This window comes from Vibrio sp. 10N.222.55.C6 (genome assembly GCF_041473395.1).
Classification (GTDB): domain Bacteria; phylum Pseudomonadota; class Gammaproteobacteria; order Enterobacterales; family Vibrionaceae; genus Vibrio; species Vibrio crassostreae_C.
This window is the reverse complement of sequence record NZ_JBFRSD010000024.1, coordinates 17,857-33,677: the sequence shown is the minus strand read 5'-3', so window position 1 is coordinate 33,677 and position 15,821 is coordinate 17,857. Positions and strand designations below refer to the sequence as shown.

At 44.5% G+C, this 15,821-nt stretch carries 14 protein-coding genes; 9 read left to right on the top strand and 5 right to left on the bottom strand.

Annotation, left to right across the window (positions count from 1 at the left end):
• The first annotated feature begins 4 nt into the window (after positions 1-4).
• The 6 genes from AB4486_RS15285 to cobB all read left to right on the top strand — a co-directional run bounded on the left by AB4486_RS15285 (position 5) and on the right by cobB (position 7,555).
• On the top strand, positions 5-2,860 hold the full coding sequence (locus AB4486_RS15285) for a formate dehydrogenase subunit alpha (protein ID WP_372117623.1): 2,856 nt from the start codon (positions 5-7) through the stop codon (positions 2,858-2,860).
• A gap of 11 nt (positions 2,861-2,871) precedes the next feature.
• On the top strand, positions 2,872-3,480 hold the full coding sequence (gene fdh3B, locus AB4486_RS15280) for a formate dehydrogenase FDH3 subunit beta (RefSeq protein ID WP_004733723.1): 609 nt from the start codon (positions 2,872-2,874) through the stop codon (positions 3,478-3,480).
• A gap of 13 nt (positions 3,481-3,493) precedes the next feature.
• Positions 3,494-4,567, top strand: coding sequence for a formate dehydrogenase subunit gamma (locus AB4486_RS15275; RefSeq protein WP_102333340.1), 1,074 nt, complete (start codon positions 3,494-3,496; stop codon positions 4,565-4,567).
• Positions 4,551-4,967: a hypothetical protein gene (locus AB4486_RS15270; RefSeq protein ID WP_017059624.1), complete on the top strand. Its 417-nt coding sequence runs from the start codon at positions 4,551-4,553 to the stop codon at positions 4,965-4,967. The genes AB4486_RS15275 and AB4486_RS15270 overlap by 17 nt, the downstream gene beginning before the upstream one ends.
• A 376-nt stretch (positions 4,968-5,343) precedes the next feature.
• Entirely contained in the window at positions 5,344-6,564 is a 1,221-nt protein-coding gene (locus AB4486_RS15265; protein WP_102320202.1) for an ammonium transporter, read from the top strand.
• Between the two features lie 256 nt (positions 6,565-6,820).
• Positions 6,821-7,555: a Sir2 family NAD+-dependent deacetylase gene (gene cobB / locus AB4486_RS15260; RefSeq protein ID WP_017063867.1), complete on the top strand. Its 735-nt coding sequence runs from the start codon at positions 6,821-6,823 to the stop codon at positions 7,553-7,555.
• Between the two features lie 94 nt (positions 7,556-7,649).
• Here the strand turns inward: cobB and AB4486_RS15255 are convergent, their stop codons facing one another.
• The 5 genes from AB4486_RS15255 to potA all read right to left on the bottom strand — a co-directional run bounded on the left by AB4486_RS15255 (position 7,650) and on the right by potA (position 12,806).
• Entirely contained in the window at positions 7,650-8,687 is a 1,038-nt protein-coding gene (locus tag AB4486_RS15255) for an extracellular solute-binding protein (protein ID WP_017059627.1), read from the bottom strand.
• Positions 8,688-8,897: 210 nt separating this feature from the next.
• Positions 8,898-9,932 carry an extracellular solute-binding protein gene (locus AB4486_RS15250; protein WP_017059628.1) on the bottom strand — a complete coding sequence of 345 codons (1,035 nt, stop codon included), beginning with the start codon at positions 9,930-9,932 and terminating at the stop codon, positions 8,898-8,900.
• A gap of 147 nt (positions 9,933-10,079) precedes the next feature.
• Positions 10,080-10,850: a spermidine/putrescine ABC transporter permease PotC gene (potC, locus tag AB4486_RS15245; RefSeq protein WP_372117617.1), complete on the bottom strand. Its 771-nt coding sequence runs from the start codon at positions 10,848-10,850 to the stop codon at positions 10,080-10,082.
• Complete coding sequence (potB, locus tag AB4486_RS15240) at positions 10,850-11,707, bottom strand: spermidine/putrescine ABC transporter permease PotB (protein WP_017059630.1); 858 nt, start codon at positions 11,705-11,707, stop codon at positions 10,850-10,852. Before potB ends, potC begins: the two co-directional genes overlap by 1 nt.
• Positions 11,691-12,806 carry a spermidine/putrescine ABC transporter ATP-binding protein PotA gene (potA, locus tag AB4486_RS15235; RefSeq protein WP_017059631.1) on the bottom strand — a complete coding sequence of 372 codons (1,116 nt, stop codon included), beginning with the start codon at positions 12,804-12,806 and terminating at the stop codon, positions 11,691-11,693. The genes potB and potA overlap by 17 nt, the downstream gene beginning before the upstream one ends.
• 329 nt (positions 12,807-13,135) lie before the next feature.
• Between potA and AB4486_RS15230 the strand changes: the two genes are divergently transcribed.
• From AB4486_RS15230 to AB4486_RS15220, 3 genes are all read left to right on the top strand, one after another.
• Positions 13,136-13,963 carry a hypothetical protein gene (locus AB4486_RS15230; protein WP_017059632.1) on the top strand — a complete coding sequence of 276 codons (828 nt, stop codon included), beginning with the start codon at positions 13,136-13,138 and terminating at the stop codon, positions 13,961-13,963.
• Positions 13,956-14,804 carry a glucosaminidase domain-containing protein gene (locus AB4486_RS15225; RefSeq protein ID WP_372117614.1) on the top strand — a complete coding sequence of 283 codons (849 nt, stop codon included), beginning with the start codon at positions 13,956-13,958 and terminating at the stop codon, positions 14,802-14,804. Before AB4486_RS15230 ends, AB4486_RS15225 begins: the two co-directional genes overlap by 8 nt.
• 122 nt (positions 14,805-14,926) lie before the next feature.
• Entirely contained in the window at positions 14,927-15,577 is a 651-nt protein-coding gene (locus AB4486_RS15220) for a DUF2987 domain-containing protein (protein ID WP_108082880.1), read from the top strand.
• Positions 15,578-15,821 lie beyond the last annotated feature (244 nt).

The window sequence follows — 15,821 nt, the reverse complement described above, 5'->3', positions numbered from 1 at the left end:
ACGGATGAAACTTGTCAAACGCTCCGATAGTGTGAGCAAAGAAACCAATCAGCTAGGTGTGTCTCGACGTGCCTTCATGAAAAACACTTCATTAGCTGCTGGTGGCGCAGTGGTAGGCGCAAGTCTATTTGCACCAGGTATGATGAAGAAAGCACAGGCTAAATCAGTCGATCCAGAAGCGAAAACAGAAGTGAAACGTACTATCTGTTCTCACTGTTCTGTGGGTTGTGGTATCTACGCTGAAGTTCAAAATGGCGTATGGACAGGTCAAGAGCCTGCATTCGATCACCCATTCAACGCTGGTGGACACTGTGCGAAAGGTGCAGCACTTCGTGAGCACGGCCACGGTGAACGTCGTCTTAAGTACCCAATGAAATTGGAAGGCGGTAAGTGGAAGAAGCTTTCTTGGGAACAAGCGATTGAAGAGATCGGTAACAAAGCGCTAGAACTTCGTAAAGAGTCTGGCCCTGATTCAGTTTACTTCCTAGGTAGTGCGAAACACAGTAACGAGCAAGCTTATGCATTCCGTAAGATGGCTTCGCTTTGGGGCACCAACAACGTTGACCACCAAGCACGTATTTGTCACTCAACCACAGTAGCCGGTGTTGCGAACACTTGGGGTTACGGTGCAATGACAAACTCGTTCAATGACATGCACAACTGTAAATCGATGCTGTTCATTGGTTCAAACCCAGCAGAAGCTCACCCAGTAGCGATGCAACACATCTTGATCGCGAAAGAGAAGAACAACTGTAAGATCGTTGTTGCGGATCCTCGTCGTACGCGTACTGCTGCGAAATCAGATCACTACGTTTCTCTTCGTCCAGGTTCTGACGTTGCGTTTATCTGGGGTGTGTTATGGCACGTCTTTGCAAACCAATGGGAAGACAAAGAGTTCATTAAACAACGTGTATTCGGCATGGACGAGATCCGTGAAGAAGTCGCGAAGTGGAGCCCAGCTGAAGTTGAGCGCGTTACTGGCGTAAGTGAACAAGACGTATACCACACCGCGAAACTACTTTCTGAAAACCGTCCGGGTTGTATCGTTTGGTGTATGGGTGGTACTCAGCACACGACTGGTAACAACAACACACGCGCTTACTGTGTACTTGAGCTTGCGCTAGGTAACATCGGTAAATCAGGCGGCGGTGCAAACATCTTCCGTGGTCACGATAACGTACAGGGCGCAACTGACCTTGGCGTACTGTCAGACACACTTCCAGGCTACTACGGCTTGTCTGAAGGTTCTTGGCGTCACTGGTCAAAAGTTTGGGATATCGACTTTGACTGGGTGAAAGGCCGTTTCGACGACAACGCATACGGCGGTCAAAAACCAATGAACAGTGCAGGTATTCCTGTATCTCGTTGGGTTGATGGCGTACTTGAAGACAAAGACAAGATTCGCCAACGCGAAAACATCCGTGCCATGTTCTACTGGGGTCACGCGGTGAACTCTCAGACTCGTGGTCCAGAGATGAAAAAAGCGATGCAGAAGCTGGATATGATGGTTATTGTTGACCCATACCCAACGGTTGCAGCGGTAATGAATGATCGTACCGACGGCGTTTACCTGCTACCAGCAACGACTCAGTTTGAAACCTACGGCAGTGTAACGGCGTCAAACCGTTCTCTACAGTGGCGTGACAAGGTTGTTGATCCTCTATTCGAATCTAAACCTGACCACGAAATCATGTACCTGCTTTCTAAGAAGCTTGGTTTCTCTGATCAGCTGTTCAAAAACATCCGTGTTGAGAACAACCAACCACTGATTGAAGATATTACACGTGAATTCAACAAAGGTATGTGGACAATCGGCTACACAGGCCAAAGCCCTGAACGTTTGAAAGAACACCAACAGAATTGGCACACATTCCACAAAACGTCTCTAGAAGCAGAAGGCGGTCCAGCAAATGGCGAGACTTACGGTCTACCTTGGCCATGTTGGGGCACACCAGAGATGAAACATCCGGGTACACACATCCTTTACGATACGTCTAAGACGGTTGCTGAAGGTGGTGGTAACTTCCGTACTCGTTTTGGTGTTGAGTTTGAAGGTCAAAGCCTACTGGCAGAAGACAGCTACTCGAAAGGCTGTGAGATCAAAGACGGCTACCCAGAGTTCAGTGACAAACTGCTGAAACAACTGGGGTGGTGGGACGACCTAACAGCAGAAGAAAAAGCCTCTGCTGAAGGTAAAAACTGGAAGACTGACGTTTCTGGTGGCATCCAACGTGTGGCTATCAAGCATGGTTGTATCCCGTTTGGTAATGCGAAAGCGCGTGCGATTGTTTGGACATTCCCAGACCGCGTACCTCTACACCGTGAGCCACTTTACACGCCACGTCGTGATCTTGTTGCTGATTACCCAACTTGGGATGACAAAGAAGCGATTTTCCGTGTTCCTACGTTGTACAAGTCAATTCAAGACCAAGACAAGTCTGCTGAATACCCAATCATTTTGACTTCTGGTCGTCTGGTTGAGTACGAAGGTGGTGGTGAAGAAACCCGTTCTAACCCTTGGCTAGCAGAACTACAGCAAGAGATGTTTGTTGAAGTGAACCCGAAAGATGCAAACGACATCGGCTTTAAAGACGGTGACGATGTTTGGGTTGAGGGTGCAGAGAAGGGCCGTATTAAGGTGAAAGCGATGGTAACTCGTCGTGTGAAACCGGGTCTGGCATTCATCCCATTCCACTTCGGTGGTAAGTTCCAAGGCGAAGATTTGCGTTCTAAATACCCAGAAGGCACTGATCCTTACGTTATTGGTGAAGCTGCTAACACAGCAACCACATACGGTTACGACCCTGTCACGTTGATGCAGGAAACGAAAGTAACCCTTTGTAATATTCGTAAAGCGTAAGGAGTCTTAAAATGGCTAGAATGAAATTTCTTTGTGACACCAAGCGTTGTATCGAATGTAACGGTTGTGTCACTGCATGTAAGAATGAAAATGATGATGCTCTGGAATGGGGTATTCAACGTCGTCGCGTTGTGACACTGAACGATGGCGAACCAGGTGAAAACTCTATCTCAGTAGCGTGTATGCACTGTACTGATGCCCCTTGTATGGCAGTTTGCCCGGCAGACTGTTTTGAACATACGGAAGACGGCATCGTACTTCACAATAAAGATCTGTGTATCGGTTGTGGTTACTGCTTGTTTGCTTGTCCGTTTGGCGCACCTCAATTTCCTAAACAGGAAGCCTTTGGTGAGCGCGGTAAAATGGACAAATGTACCTTCTGTGCTGGCGGCCCAGAAACAGAGCCAGGTTCTGTGGAAGAACGTCAGAAGTACGGTGCGAACCGTATTGCTGAAGGCAAGCTACCAATGTGTGCTTCTTTATGTTCGACCAAAGCACTGCTAGCGGGTGATGCAGAGAAAGTCTCTGATGTATTCCGCCAGCGTGTTGTTGAACGTGGTGCGAAGGGTGCAGGCTGGACAGACGGCAATGACCTTTCTTACGATGCGATGAAGAGCTAGTTAGGAGAGACATATGCTTACAATGTTTAAGCGTCTCTTCCTTGTTGTGCTGCCAATGTTGGCAGCACTAACAATGCTGTCTCCTTTGAGTCATGCATCTGAGACGAACTCATCACAAACTCAATCGAGCTCTGCTGAAAGAGAAATCACACAACTTGCTGGCGCTGATTTTTGGCGACAAGTAAGAAACGGTGAAGAAGGTTACACCACATCTCAATCGGCTGAGCACGGTGTGTTGATCAGTACCCCAGGTCAAGCGTGGTACATATTGAAAGAGAAGTGGATGTCACCAGCCGGTGCTGTCGCTATCTTTGGCAGTATTGCTTTCGTTACTCTAATGTACGTTGTGATTGGCCCATTAATGCTGAGTGCGCCAAGAACAGGCCGCAAGATCAAACGTTGGTCTCGACTAGACCGTGCCTTGCACTGGAGTATGGCGTTTACCTTCTTAACACTGGCGTTCAGTGGTTTGATGTTGGTTTACGGTAAGCACTTCTTGAAGCCGTACATTCCAACAGACCTTTGGGGCTTCATCGTTCTATTGGCGAAGCAATACCACAACTACATCGGCCCGATTTTCTATGTGCTGTTGATGGCTGTTCTCATCAAGTGGTGGCGCAAGTCTATTTTCAAGATGGTCGATGTACAGTGGTTCATGAAACTGGGTGGTATGGTCGGGAAACATAAAGGTTCTCATCCATCTGCAGAGTTTTCGAACGCGGGTGAAAAAGCACTGTTCTGGCTATTGATTGTTATGGGTAGTGTGGCTGCGATCAGTGGCTTGGTTTTAGACTTCCCAATCTTCGGTCAAACCCGTCGAGATATGGAGCTCTCAAACCTAGTCCACATGTTGGCTGCTTTGATCCTTATCTGTGGTTTCGTGTTCCACATCTACATCGGCTTGTTCGGTATGGAAGGGGCACTAGAAGGCATGGTAACAGGCGAAGTTGATGAGACTTGGGCTAAAGAGCACCATGATCTTTGGTACAAAGAAGTGATGGAACAAGAGAAAAACGGCGTTGAACAAAGCGCTAACGCAGCAACAGAGAAAACGGAAGGGGTGAATAAGAATGAACAAACCTCATAAAGGTATTTGGGTCGCTTACATACTAAGCTGCTTTACGCCATTTACTTGTCTTCTCTCTGGTGTGGTTGCCATCATCTACGCGGGCTATCGTTTAGATAAAGGCGAAGATGGTGAAGTAGTGGATACCCATTACTACGGCTTGATTCGCTCGTTCTTCTTGAACTTGACGTTCTTTGTTGTACTTATCGTGACAGTAGCGACCTCTAATGGCGTGTTGATCGGTGTGAACGATTACTGGTATCAAAATCATATTATCGATGACATCGCTTACTACATACCGTATGTAGGCATGTTGTTCGGTGGTGTTGCGATTGTGGTTTGGTTTATTCGTATGTATCAAGGTATGCAGCGTTTAAGTCAAAACCTACCGCAAAACCCGACAACAGGTCCAAACTTGTAGTCGAGTATCGGCTCACTAGATAGCGAATTATCTAGCACAATAGTCCTTTTGAAAGCCCAATGATTTCGGTCATTGGGCTTTTTGTTTCTAATCAGCAACGAAACTTAATGAAGCATAGTATTGACCGCTTCAATATGGTGCAACTCCCTTAATTGGTGCAATTCTTGTTTCCATTTTCACGCTCATTAAGAACCAAGAAAGTGCACCGATAAATTTATTATCAATTAATCAGTAAGTTAAAAGCAAAAACTGTTGCACGAAAATTACACCACACACTTGGAACGCATCTTGCGTTCACTGTTGAGTCTTTAATTAATTACAACATTGAATCGCACGATATCAGTGCAAATCAAATAAAGCGAAGGAGAATGCTTTAATGAGTGAAACGGTGACTCAAGTTCATAGTGCAGTACAAACCCTTACCCAAAGTTCAGATACTTTATTCCTATTACTCGGCGCCATCATGGTTTTCTTGATGCACGCTGGCTTTGCATTTCTAGAAGTCGGTACCGTTCGAAAGAAGAACCAAGTCAACGCGCTGGTTAAGATCCTTTCCGACTTTGGTGTCTCCGCCATTGCTTACTTCTTTATCGGTTACTGGGTTGCTTACGGTGCACACTTTTTTGCAGACGCAGAAACACTTTCGCAAGGCAACGGATATGAACTGGTTAAGTTCTTCTTCCTAATGACATTCGCAGCGGCAATTCCTGCGATTGTTTCTGGTGGTATCGCAGAGCGTGCTCGTTTCTATCCAATTTTGATTGCGACACTGTTTACGGTTGGTTTCATCTATCCATTTTTTGAAGGCATCATTTGGAACGGCAACTTTGGATTCCAAGATTGGCTAGAAGGTCAGTTTGGTTACGTGTTCCATGACTTCGCAGGCTCGGTAGTGGTTCACGGCGTAGGTGGTTGGATTGCTTTGGTCGCAGTTTACTTCTTAGGGATGCGTAAAGGTCGAATCCGTGCAGGCAAACACACCAACTTCGCACCATCGAATATCCCATTCTTAGCACTAGGCTCTTGGATCTTATGTGTGGGTTGGTTTGGCTTTAACGTGATGTCAGCTCAAGCGATCAATGGCATCAGCGGTCTCGTGGCAATGAACTCTCTCATGGCCATGGTTGGCGGTATTCTTGCGGCTCTAATTGCAGGTAAAAATGACCCGGGCTTCATCCACAATGGTCCTTTGGCTGGTCTCGTCGCTATCTGTGCGGGCTCAGATTTGATGCACCCACTTGGCGCTTTGGTGACGGGCGGTGTGGCAGGTGCGCTGTTTGTTTACCTATTTACTTATATGCAAAACAAAACACAGATTGATGATGTATTAGGTGTATGGCCTCTACACGGCATATGTGGCGCTTGGGGTGGCATTGCAGCGGGTATCTTCGGCTCGCAAACATTCTGGGGGCTAGGGGGCGTGAGCTTTGCTTCTCAAGTTGTCGGTACACTAGCGGGCATTGCTGTGGCTTTGATTGGCGCAATGATTGTTTATGGTGTGTTGAGCAAACTAACAGGCCTACGCTTAAGTGAAGAAGATGAATTCAACGGTGCGGATCTTTCTATCCATAAGATCTCTTCTATCAACGAAGACTAACGTTGTTCACTTGGTGGGGTAAAGCACATCAAGTAGACAACTGTTGGACAGAACTAAGCGGCTTCGGTCGCTTTTTTGTTTCTATGGATAGCAAAACAGAGAATTTGAGTAACAACAACCACAACTATCAAGCGAGTTATGTCACAAATAGCCAATGAATTCAGTTGCCTAAGACTATGGTCTAATCCCCAAAACTATTGTTGGAATTTGAACAGTGCTAAGCTGTTACAAAGTGACATATCTAAAAGGACGTTATATGCATTTCCCATATCGAAATATCGTAATTCTTACTGGCGCTGGCATCTCTGCAGAGTCGGGGATACAAACATTCCGAGCACAAGACGGGCTATGGGAAAACCACAAAATCGAAGATGTAGCGACGCCTGAAGGGTTCGCAAAAGATCCTGACTTGGTACAAGCCTTCTATAACAAGCGTCGTCACGGCCTGCAAAGTGAGAGCATTCAGCCCAATTCAGCCCACAAGGCGCTAGGAGAGCTCGAAGACAAGCTTGATGGCAAAGTTACCATCATTACTCAAAACATCGACAATTTGCACGAGAGAGGCGGTAGCAACAACATTATTCACATGCATGGTGAACTTTTAAAAGCGCGTTGCAGTGAATCCAATCAAGTTGTAGAGCACAAAGGCGATATTGAAACGGGTGAACTTTGTCATTGCTGCCAAATCCCTGCACAAATGCGTCCACATATTGTTTGGTTTGGCGAAATGCCACTAAGAATGGGCGACATTTATTCCGCACTGGAAGAAGCGGATCTGTTTATCTCTATCGGAACTTCAGGTGTTGTTTATCCAGCGGCAGGCTTTGTTCACGATGCGAAAATGCATGGTGCACATACTATCGAGATAAACCTCGAACCAAGTGCGGTTGAAAGTGAATTTGAAGAGAAGCGCTACGGCAAGGCGAGTATCGAGGTGCCTAAACTGGTTGGCGAGTTATTATGTACAGAGAAAGGTTCTTTAACGGCCTAAGCCTTGTCTTTAATAACACACATCAGTTTCTGAATCTGAAAAAATAAAGCGGCTTACGCCGCTTTATTTACTTAACTTCTTAACTAACAATAACTTAGTTGTTTACTTTAAGTTTTTGGAAGTACTCGTCATAAATAACGCTCGCTTCACCAACTTCATCTTGCCACACACCGTTATCCATCACTGATTGTGGTGGGAAAACGTTCTTGTCTTCAGCAAATTCTTTAGGAAGAAGAGGGTAAGCGGTTTTAACTGGTGTCGGGTAACCGATCTCTAGAGCAATTTTCGCAGCGTTCTCTGGGCGAAGAAGGAAGTCGATCATCTTATGAGCCGCTTCAGTGTTCTTAGCGCCTGCTGGAATTGCTAGGCTGTCCATCCAGAAGATAGCGCCTTTTTCTGGCCAGATAATGTCAATCGTTGCGCCTTCTTGGCGTGCCATGTAAGCAGAACCATTCCAAAGCATACCAAGAGACACTTCACCTGCTAGGTAAGGGTTCGCTGGGAAATCTGAGTTAAATACCAATACGTTTGGCATTAGCTTACGAAGTTCTTCGTAGGCTTCTTTGATTTCTTCAGGGTTAGTCGTGTTTGGAGAGTAGCCCAGTTTAGATAGAGCGATATGGAAAACCTCACGAGAGTCATCCATCATCATCAGTTGACCTTCCCACTGCGTATCCCACAGATCGCCCCAGTTTTTAACTGAAGACTTGTCTAGCATGTCTGAGTTGATACCAATACCCGTCGCACCCCAGATGTATGGGATTGAGTAGTTGTTATTTGGGTCAAATGGCTTATCTAAGTAATTTGGATCCAAATCTGCAAAGTGGCTTAGCTTGGTTTTATCAAGCTCTTGAAGCATGCCTTCTTTACGCATCTTAGAAACGAAGTAAGTAGAAGGAACCACTAAGTCGTAACCCGTACCTTGAGTTTTTAACTTAGCGTACATGCTTTCGTTAGACTCATAAGTTGAGTAGTAGACTTTAATGCCCGTCTCTTCTGTGAAGTCTTCTAGTACTTCATTTGGAATATATTCAGACCAGTTGTAAAAATACAGTTCTTGGTCAGCTGCGAAAGAGGGTGTAGAAAGTAAAGTAGCAGCACACAATGCGCCGGTATACAGTGTTTTTTTCATTACTGTTCCGTTCATTTGTTTGATTTGGAGCTGGGTAGTGAACCCAAGGTAAAGGATTTCGAAAAATCGCGCTATATTATAGCAGCGATATAATAAAATAGGCAGCCTAAGCTGCCTATTCATTGATATTCTTATTTTTAACTTATTGATTATCTACGTTGACCTGTTAAGTAAACTGGTTACTTAGCCACAGTTAGATAATAAGCTAAATTACTGACCTGCTTTAAGTTTCATGAAGTAATCTTCGTACTTAACTGTCTTATCGCCAACCGCAGCTTGCCATTCAACACGATCAAGGTCTTCTTGCGATGGGAATAGCGCAGGGCTATCTTTGAACTTCTCGTTAGACGCTTTAACGGCCGTTAGGTAGCCTGTGTCACGAGAAATTTGCTCAGCAATTTCAGGGCGAAGTAGGAAATCAATCATCTTATGAGCTGCTTCTACGTTTACCGCACCAGAGCTAATCGCAAAGTTATCAACCCAACCGATACCGCCTTCTTTAGGGAAAACCAGTTTGATTGGTAGACCTTCGTTTTGCGCTGCAGCAGCAGAACCGTTCCACAGCATACCAAGACCCACTTCACCAGACATGTAAGGCGCGCCTGGGTTGTCTGAGTTAAATACTAGAACGTTTGGCATAAGCTTTTGTAGCTCAGCGTACGCTTCGTCGATCTCTTTTTCGTTGGTTGTGTTACCAGAGTAACCTAACTTACGCAGTGCGATGTGGAACACTTCACGAGTGTCGTCCATCATCATCAGTTGACCTTCAAGCTCTGGCTTCCATAGATCAGCCCAGCTTTGGAAATCTTCTGGATCGTACATGTCAGTGTTAACAGCAAGACCTGTGATCGCAACTACGTGTGGAATAGAGTAGTCGTTGCTTGGGTCGTACGGCTTATCTAGATAGTTAGTATCTAGATTCTTGAAGTTGTTCAGCTTAGTTTTGTCGATCTTTTGTAGCATACCTTCGTCACGCATCTTAGATACGAAGTAAGTCGACGGCACAACTAGGTCATAGCCTTTGTTGTGTGTTTTTAGCTTTGCGTACAGGGTTTCGTTCGACTCGTAAGTCGAGTAGATCACCTTGATACCAGTTTCATCAGTGAACTGTTCTAGAATCTCACTGTTGATGTAAGGTCCCCAATTCATGAATACCAATTCTTTGTTATCTTTTGCAAATGATGGTGCAGATAACATTGAAAGCGCACATGCACTACCAGCTAATAGAGTAGCCCATTTTTTCATTGACGTTAGCTCCAAACTAAACGTTGCCCGAAGGCAGTAGATAGAAAAACAGAATGGCAATTTACCATTCTGTTTATGATTAACACTTTTTTTGAACTTGAAGTCTCTTAACTTCTTAATCAAGCCAGTCTCTATAGAGTAGGAGACTTACTTGATTTTTTCTCTCGCTAATGACTGAGAAATGATCACCAGTATTAACGACACCACTAACATCACTGCTGCTAGGGCGTTTACCTCAGGAGAGATACCCACTTTAACCATTGAGTAAATCTTCAGTGGTAAGATTTCATACGTTGGGCCGGTTACGAAAGAGCTAATGATTACATCGTCCAAAGACAGAGTGAAGCTCAATAACCAACCCGCAGCAACCGCTGGCTTAGCAAGAGGCAGAATGATCTGTTTTAGAATCGTCCATTCACTTGCACCTAAGTCTTTTGCTGCTTCTAGCATCTTCACATCAAAGCCATTCAAGCGACTGTATACCGTTACTACAACAAACGGTAGACAGAAGGTAATGTGAGCAGCAAGTAGGGTAAAGAACCCAAGTTGAACACCCATTACCAAGAATAGCGCAAGAAGCGAAATCGCCATTACGATATCTGGAGACATCATTACGATGAACAGCATGCCATTTACGATGCCTTTACCTTTAAATTGGTAACGGAATAGGGCTACTGCTGTAAGGCTCCCGACAATCGTTGCGGCTGTTGCTGAGAACACCGCTACGTTGATCGAGTGCCACGCAGCCTGCATTAGGCTGTCGTTGTTAATAAGCGCGTCATACCATTTAGTGGTGAAGCCACCCCATTTCATACCAAACTTATTGGCATTAAACGAGTTAGCGATCAATACGATAATAGGTAGGTATAGAAAGGCGTATACCAGCGCCATAAAGCTGAACTTAACTGTGCGCCCCATTAGTCTAGCTCCACTTTCTTGTTCAATAGCTTACCTGCTCGGTAGTAGGCATACAGCATCACAGCCATTGCCATGGTCAGTGCGATACTCGTCGCTGCGCCAAACGGCCAGTCTCGAGCGTTGAGCACTTGGCTCTTAATCACGTTACCAATCAATAGGTTCTTAGCTCCGCCTAATAGGTCAGAGATGTAGAACATACCTAACGCTGGCAGTAGCACTAACAAACAGCCGCCAATAATGCCCGGCATTGTTAGTGGTAGTACCACTTTCAATAGCGTTTGCAGTTTGTTCGCACCTAAATCTTTAGCCGCTTCTAAATACGTATCGTCCAGTTTTTCAATCGCTGAATACAGCGGCAGAATCATAAACGGAAGTAGGATGTACACTAAACCGATCATTACTGCGGTTTCTGAGTACATGATACGTAGCGGTTTATCAATGATATCTAACGCTAACAAGCTTTTGTTCAAGACACCTTGCGTACCCAGTACAATTTTTAATCCGTATGTACGAATCAAAGAGTTCGTCCAGAATGGTACTATCACTAGGAACAACATGATTGGACGCCACTTCGCCGGCATTTTTGCCACGATGTAAGCGAATGGGTAACCAATAATCAAACAAAGTAGGGTTGCGACAATTGCCATATAGAAAGAGTGCATCAACACTTTAAAATACAGCGGGTCAGCCAAACGCACGTAGTTATCGAGAGTGAAGGTCATCTCGATCAAGTTCGCTTCATCACGAGTTAAGAAGCTAGTACCAATGATCATGATGTTTGGAATCATCACGAACAACACTAACCAACCTGTGATTAAAGCAACAATTGCGTTTTGTAAATTAAACTTCTTGCTCATCTTCTAATACCACTTCCCAGCTCTCAACCCAAGTTACTGCAACTTTTTGGCCCAGTGAGTGATCAACATCAGGGTCATCTTCGTTGAAGAATTCGCTAACCATGACACGCATACCAGATTCAAGTTCTACGACTGAATCTAATGTCATGCCTTTATAGGTTCGCTCGACAATGTGGCCAACAATACCGCGTTGCTCTGACTCTTTAATTTCTTCGATTCGAAGATCTTCAGGGCGAAGCAATACTTGCAGTTTTTGACCCGGTGTTACGTCTTTATCGTGATAGATAATGGACTCTTCACCTTCGATTGTCGCAACAATGCGTTTTTCATCTTGACGAGATTTCGCTGTCGCTTCGAATACGTTAATTTCACCAATGAAACGCGCTACAAATAGGTTCTTAGGCTCTTCGTAGATCTCTCTTGGTGTTCCGTCTTGTTCAATCACGCCATCACGCATAACAATAATACGGTCAGACATAGACAGCGCCTCTTCTTGGTCATGCGTTACAAAAATGAACGTGATACCAAGTTGGCGTTGTAATTGTTTCAGCTCGATTTGCATCTGTTTACGTAGTTTGTAATCCAGAGCAGATAGAGATTCATCCAACAAAAGAACTTTAGGCTTATTAACGACAGCACGAGCGATTGCGATACGTTGCTGTTGGCCACCAGATAGCTGGTGTGGCTTTCGTTGTGCCATTTGTTCTAGGCGCACCATTTTCAAAGCATCCATTACACGAGGTTCAATCTCGCTGTTTGGAACTTTCTGCATGCGTAAGCCAAATGCCACATTGTCGAAAACGGTCATATGCGGGAATAGGGCATAGCTTTGGAATACAGTGTTTACATGCCTTTGTTCAGCAGGAACTTGGGTTACGTTTTGTTCAGCTAATAGTATTTGACCACTATCTGCCGTTTCAAAACCCGCAATCATTCTTAGCACGGTTGTTTTACCACAACCTGATGGGCCTAAAATCGTGAGAAACTCACCATGATTTACGTTTAAATCCAGATTGCCGATGACTTCCTTACCATCGAAACTTTTACTGATGCCAGTTAGCTGTACTACTGGCTTTCCTACTGATTTTTTAGCGTTCAACGTCTGTTTTTCTCCACCTTGGTTCTATTTGAGACCTGTTGCTATACACCTTTAAGGCGCGCATCATAATCACCAAAAACGTGAATTCAAAGCATTTTTTACCTTTCGAAGATAAAAAATTTCGCAGGTAAAAGTAAACATCCTTTACCATACTGTTATTTACTGGGTTTACACCCTAACAAGTGTCTAATTATTAACCATCAAGACGCAAAAGCAAGCCTTGTTACAGATTCATATTTTAGTTTGTATCCGACATATGAGTATAATGAAGGTAATTTTTTATCAATAAGTTAGGTGGCTTCGCTTAATCGGCACACCTAGGTATCAATATGAACAACGACATCGAAAAAGATTTTAATTTGGGCGGTAGTATCAACCGTGCACTTTCTGGCGATTATGAGCTCAAAGCAACGGCTGTATTCCAAGAAGCTTGGAAACATACGATAAGTCACTTTCTTTCGTTTTCCCCAGCGATTATTGCTTTGATGTTTGTGCAGCTCGCTATCTTTTATATCGCACTAAAACTACAGCTTGGTGATCCCGCGGTTATCTTAGATGCAGTTATCGACCCTGAGTCGTTTACGCCACAAATCGTTGAATCGATTTTTATCGCGAACTTTAGCTATGAAGTGATCAGTGCGCCTATCTATGCGGGTATCTGTTTAATGGCAATGAGTCACGCCGCTGGCCTACAAACCAAAGTACGCCACATCGGTAAAGGTTTGCAGTTTACGGTTCCGGTTATTCTAGTGACTTTGTTTAGCCTAATGCTTCAAGGCATCGCAGGTATGATTCTGCCGTTCTTGTCTATCTACTTCTCACTGGCGTTCAGCCATTCGATTCTGCTGATTTGTGATAAGAAAGTGCCGCCAATGCAATCGCTGCTGCTTTCTCTGCGTGCTGTCAACAAAAAAATCTTCACCGTTGCTTCTATCTACCTATTAGTAATGCTGATGTTCATCGTCGCGGCAATGATGTACGGCATTGGCTTAATCTTCGTTCTTCCATTCTTCTTCCACGTGAAAGGTATCCTTTACCGTGAAATGTTTGGCATCAAGTTGAAACTGATTGCTTCAGATCGTCCAAAGAGTGATGACGATAACAACGACAGCAATAACGACGACAATAACAAAAACCCACAGGTGTTCGATGCATAAAGAAACACAGACAAGCGCAAGCAAATCACTTGCGCTTAAAGTGACGGCACTGGCTCTTGTTGGCTCTATTTCACTAATTGGTCCTTATATTTACCAAGAAGAGGAGCGTCGACGTACGACAGAGCAGAGCGCCAATTCCACTGACCAATTTGGTGACTTGACGGTTTCTTCGAGCACACCAAACTTTGCGGCCATCGAAGATGTGAACGAGAAAAAGGACACATTTTTTTCGTTCCTACGTCCAAGCATCAATATTGAAAACAAACGTATCACCAAAGAGCGCGCGTTTTTAACTAAGCTCTCTGAGTCTGGTTTAAACAAAATTGATTCTGAAGACGCATCTTATGCGAAAAGGTTAGGGAAGTTATACGGCTTACCTGTGCCTAGTGAAGGTTTAGATCAGGCATGGCTGACAGAGATGCTTAATCGCGTCAATGTACTGCCAGAAGCGCTCGTACTAACACAAGCAGCGAATGAGTCGGCTTGGGGAACGTCGCGTTTCGCCACCAAAGCGAACAACTATTTCGGACACTGGTGTTACACCAAAGGTTGTGGCCTTGTTCCGCTACAACGTAACGAAGGTAGCTCCCATGAAGTCGCAACATTCTCTTCAAGCCAAGAGTCTGTGCACCGTTACTTCATGAACCTAAACCGAAACCGTGCTTACGCAGACCTAAGAGCAATTCGCGCAAAACTAGCGGCACAGGGCGACGATCTGTTAACGACCGAAACCGCAACAGAGCTCACCAACGGCTTGCTAAAATATTCTGAGCGAGGTTCAGACTATGTGACTGATTTACAAGCTATGATCCGTCACAACGAGGTATACTGGAAAAAGTAACTCGATTTGATAGTCATTTGTTGAGCTTATACGATAAGTTTGAACAAATAACACCACATAAAGAGCAGCTCATTCGCTGCTCTTTCTATTTATAAACGCTCAACTTCGACAAGATTATAATAATGAAAAAGACAGCACTCGCTTTATTAGCCTCATTAAGCCTTGGGGTTTCTCTTCCAGCTTCCGCGCAAGAGTACATGTTCACGTATTCTAAGCTTTATACTCAGCTGAAAAACAACACCAAAGAAGGGCATGATGATGTCAAAGTTGCGGTCTTCTTTGTTGATCAACAAGCTCAGCAAACCTGTCACATCAGCAAAGCTTGGATGGAAAAAGAAGAGCACTACGAAGAGCTAAAAGTCTCTCCTGCGAATGAACTGCTTCTACCTGTAGATCAAAACCTGCGTTCAGCTAATCCTCTTATCTTTGTACAAACTCAAGAAGAAGAGTGTGCGTATTCTTTGGTTGTGATGACGCAAGAGCCTTTAGCTGGCACAGTAGAAGTAACTCAACTAGAAAACCTATTACCACAGATGCAGGCGATGCTTGAAGACGTCAGCGGCATGTTCTCTGGTTGGTTCACGCCAGATATCCAAGGGTTAACGCTAGAGTTCGCTAATAAGCTGGAAGGCAACATCGAGCTTTCAAATGGCAAGCAACTACCAATCAAAGAAGGACGTGCGAAATTCACCTTAGAAGAACTGAATGGAAGTGACAGCATCACGTTGCCAGAACCAACAGTTCGCGTATTGCCGTACATTCCCGCGCAATAATTTTTAACAGAATCATTGTTAGTGAAGTAAAAGCTTAGCGAAATCATCCCCCTAAGTTTTTGCGACATATCTTAAAGCAGCCTCATCGAATAAGATCAGGCTGCTTTTCTTTATCTATGATACCAACCGAGAGCTTGTGAAGCCGCGTTTCTCTGCCGTTTAGGCGCTTATCGAACAATAAAAGCAGAATCTTTCTATTACTCAGCTTGTTTATCCGGCCGTTACTATTTCAACATCAAATAAA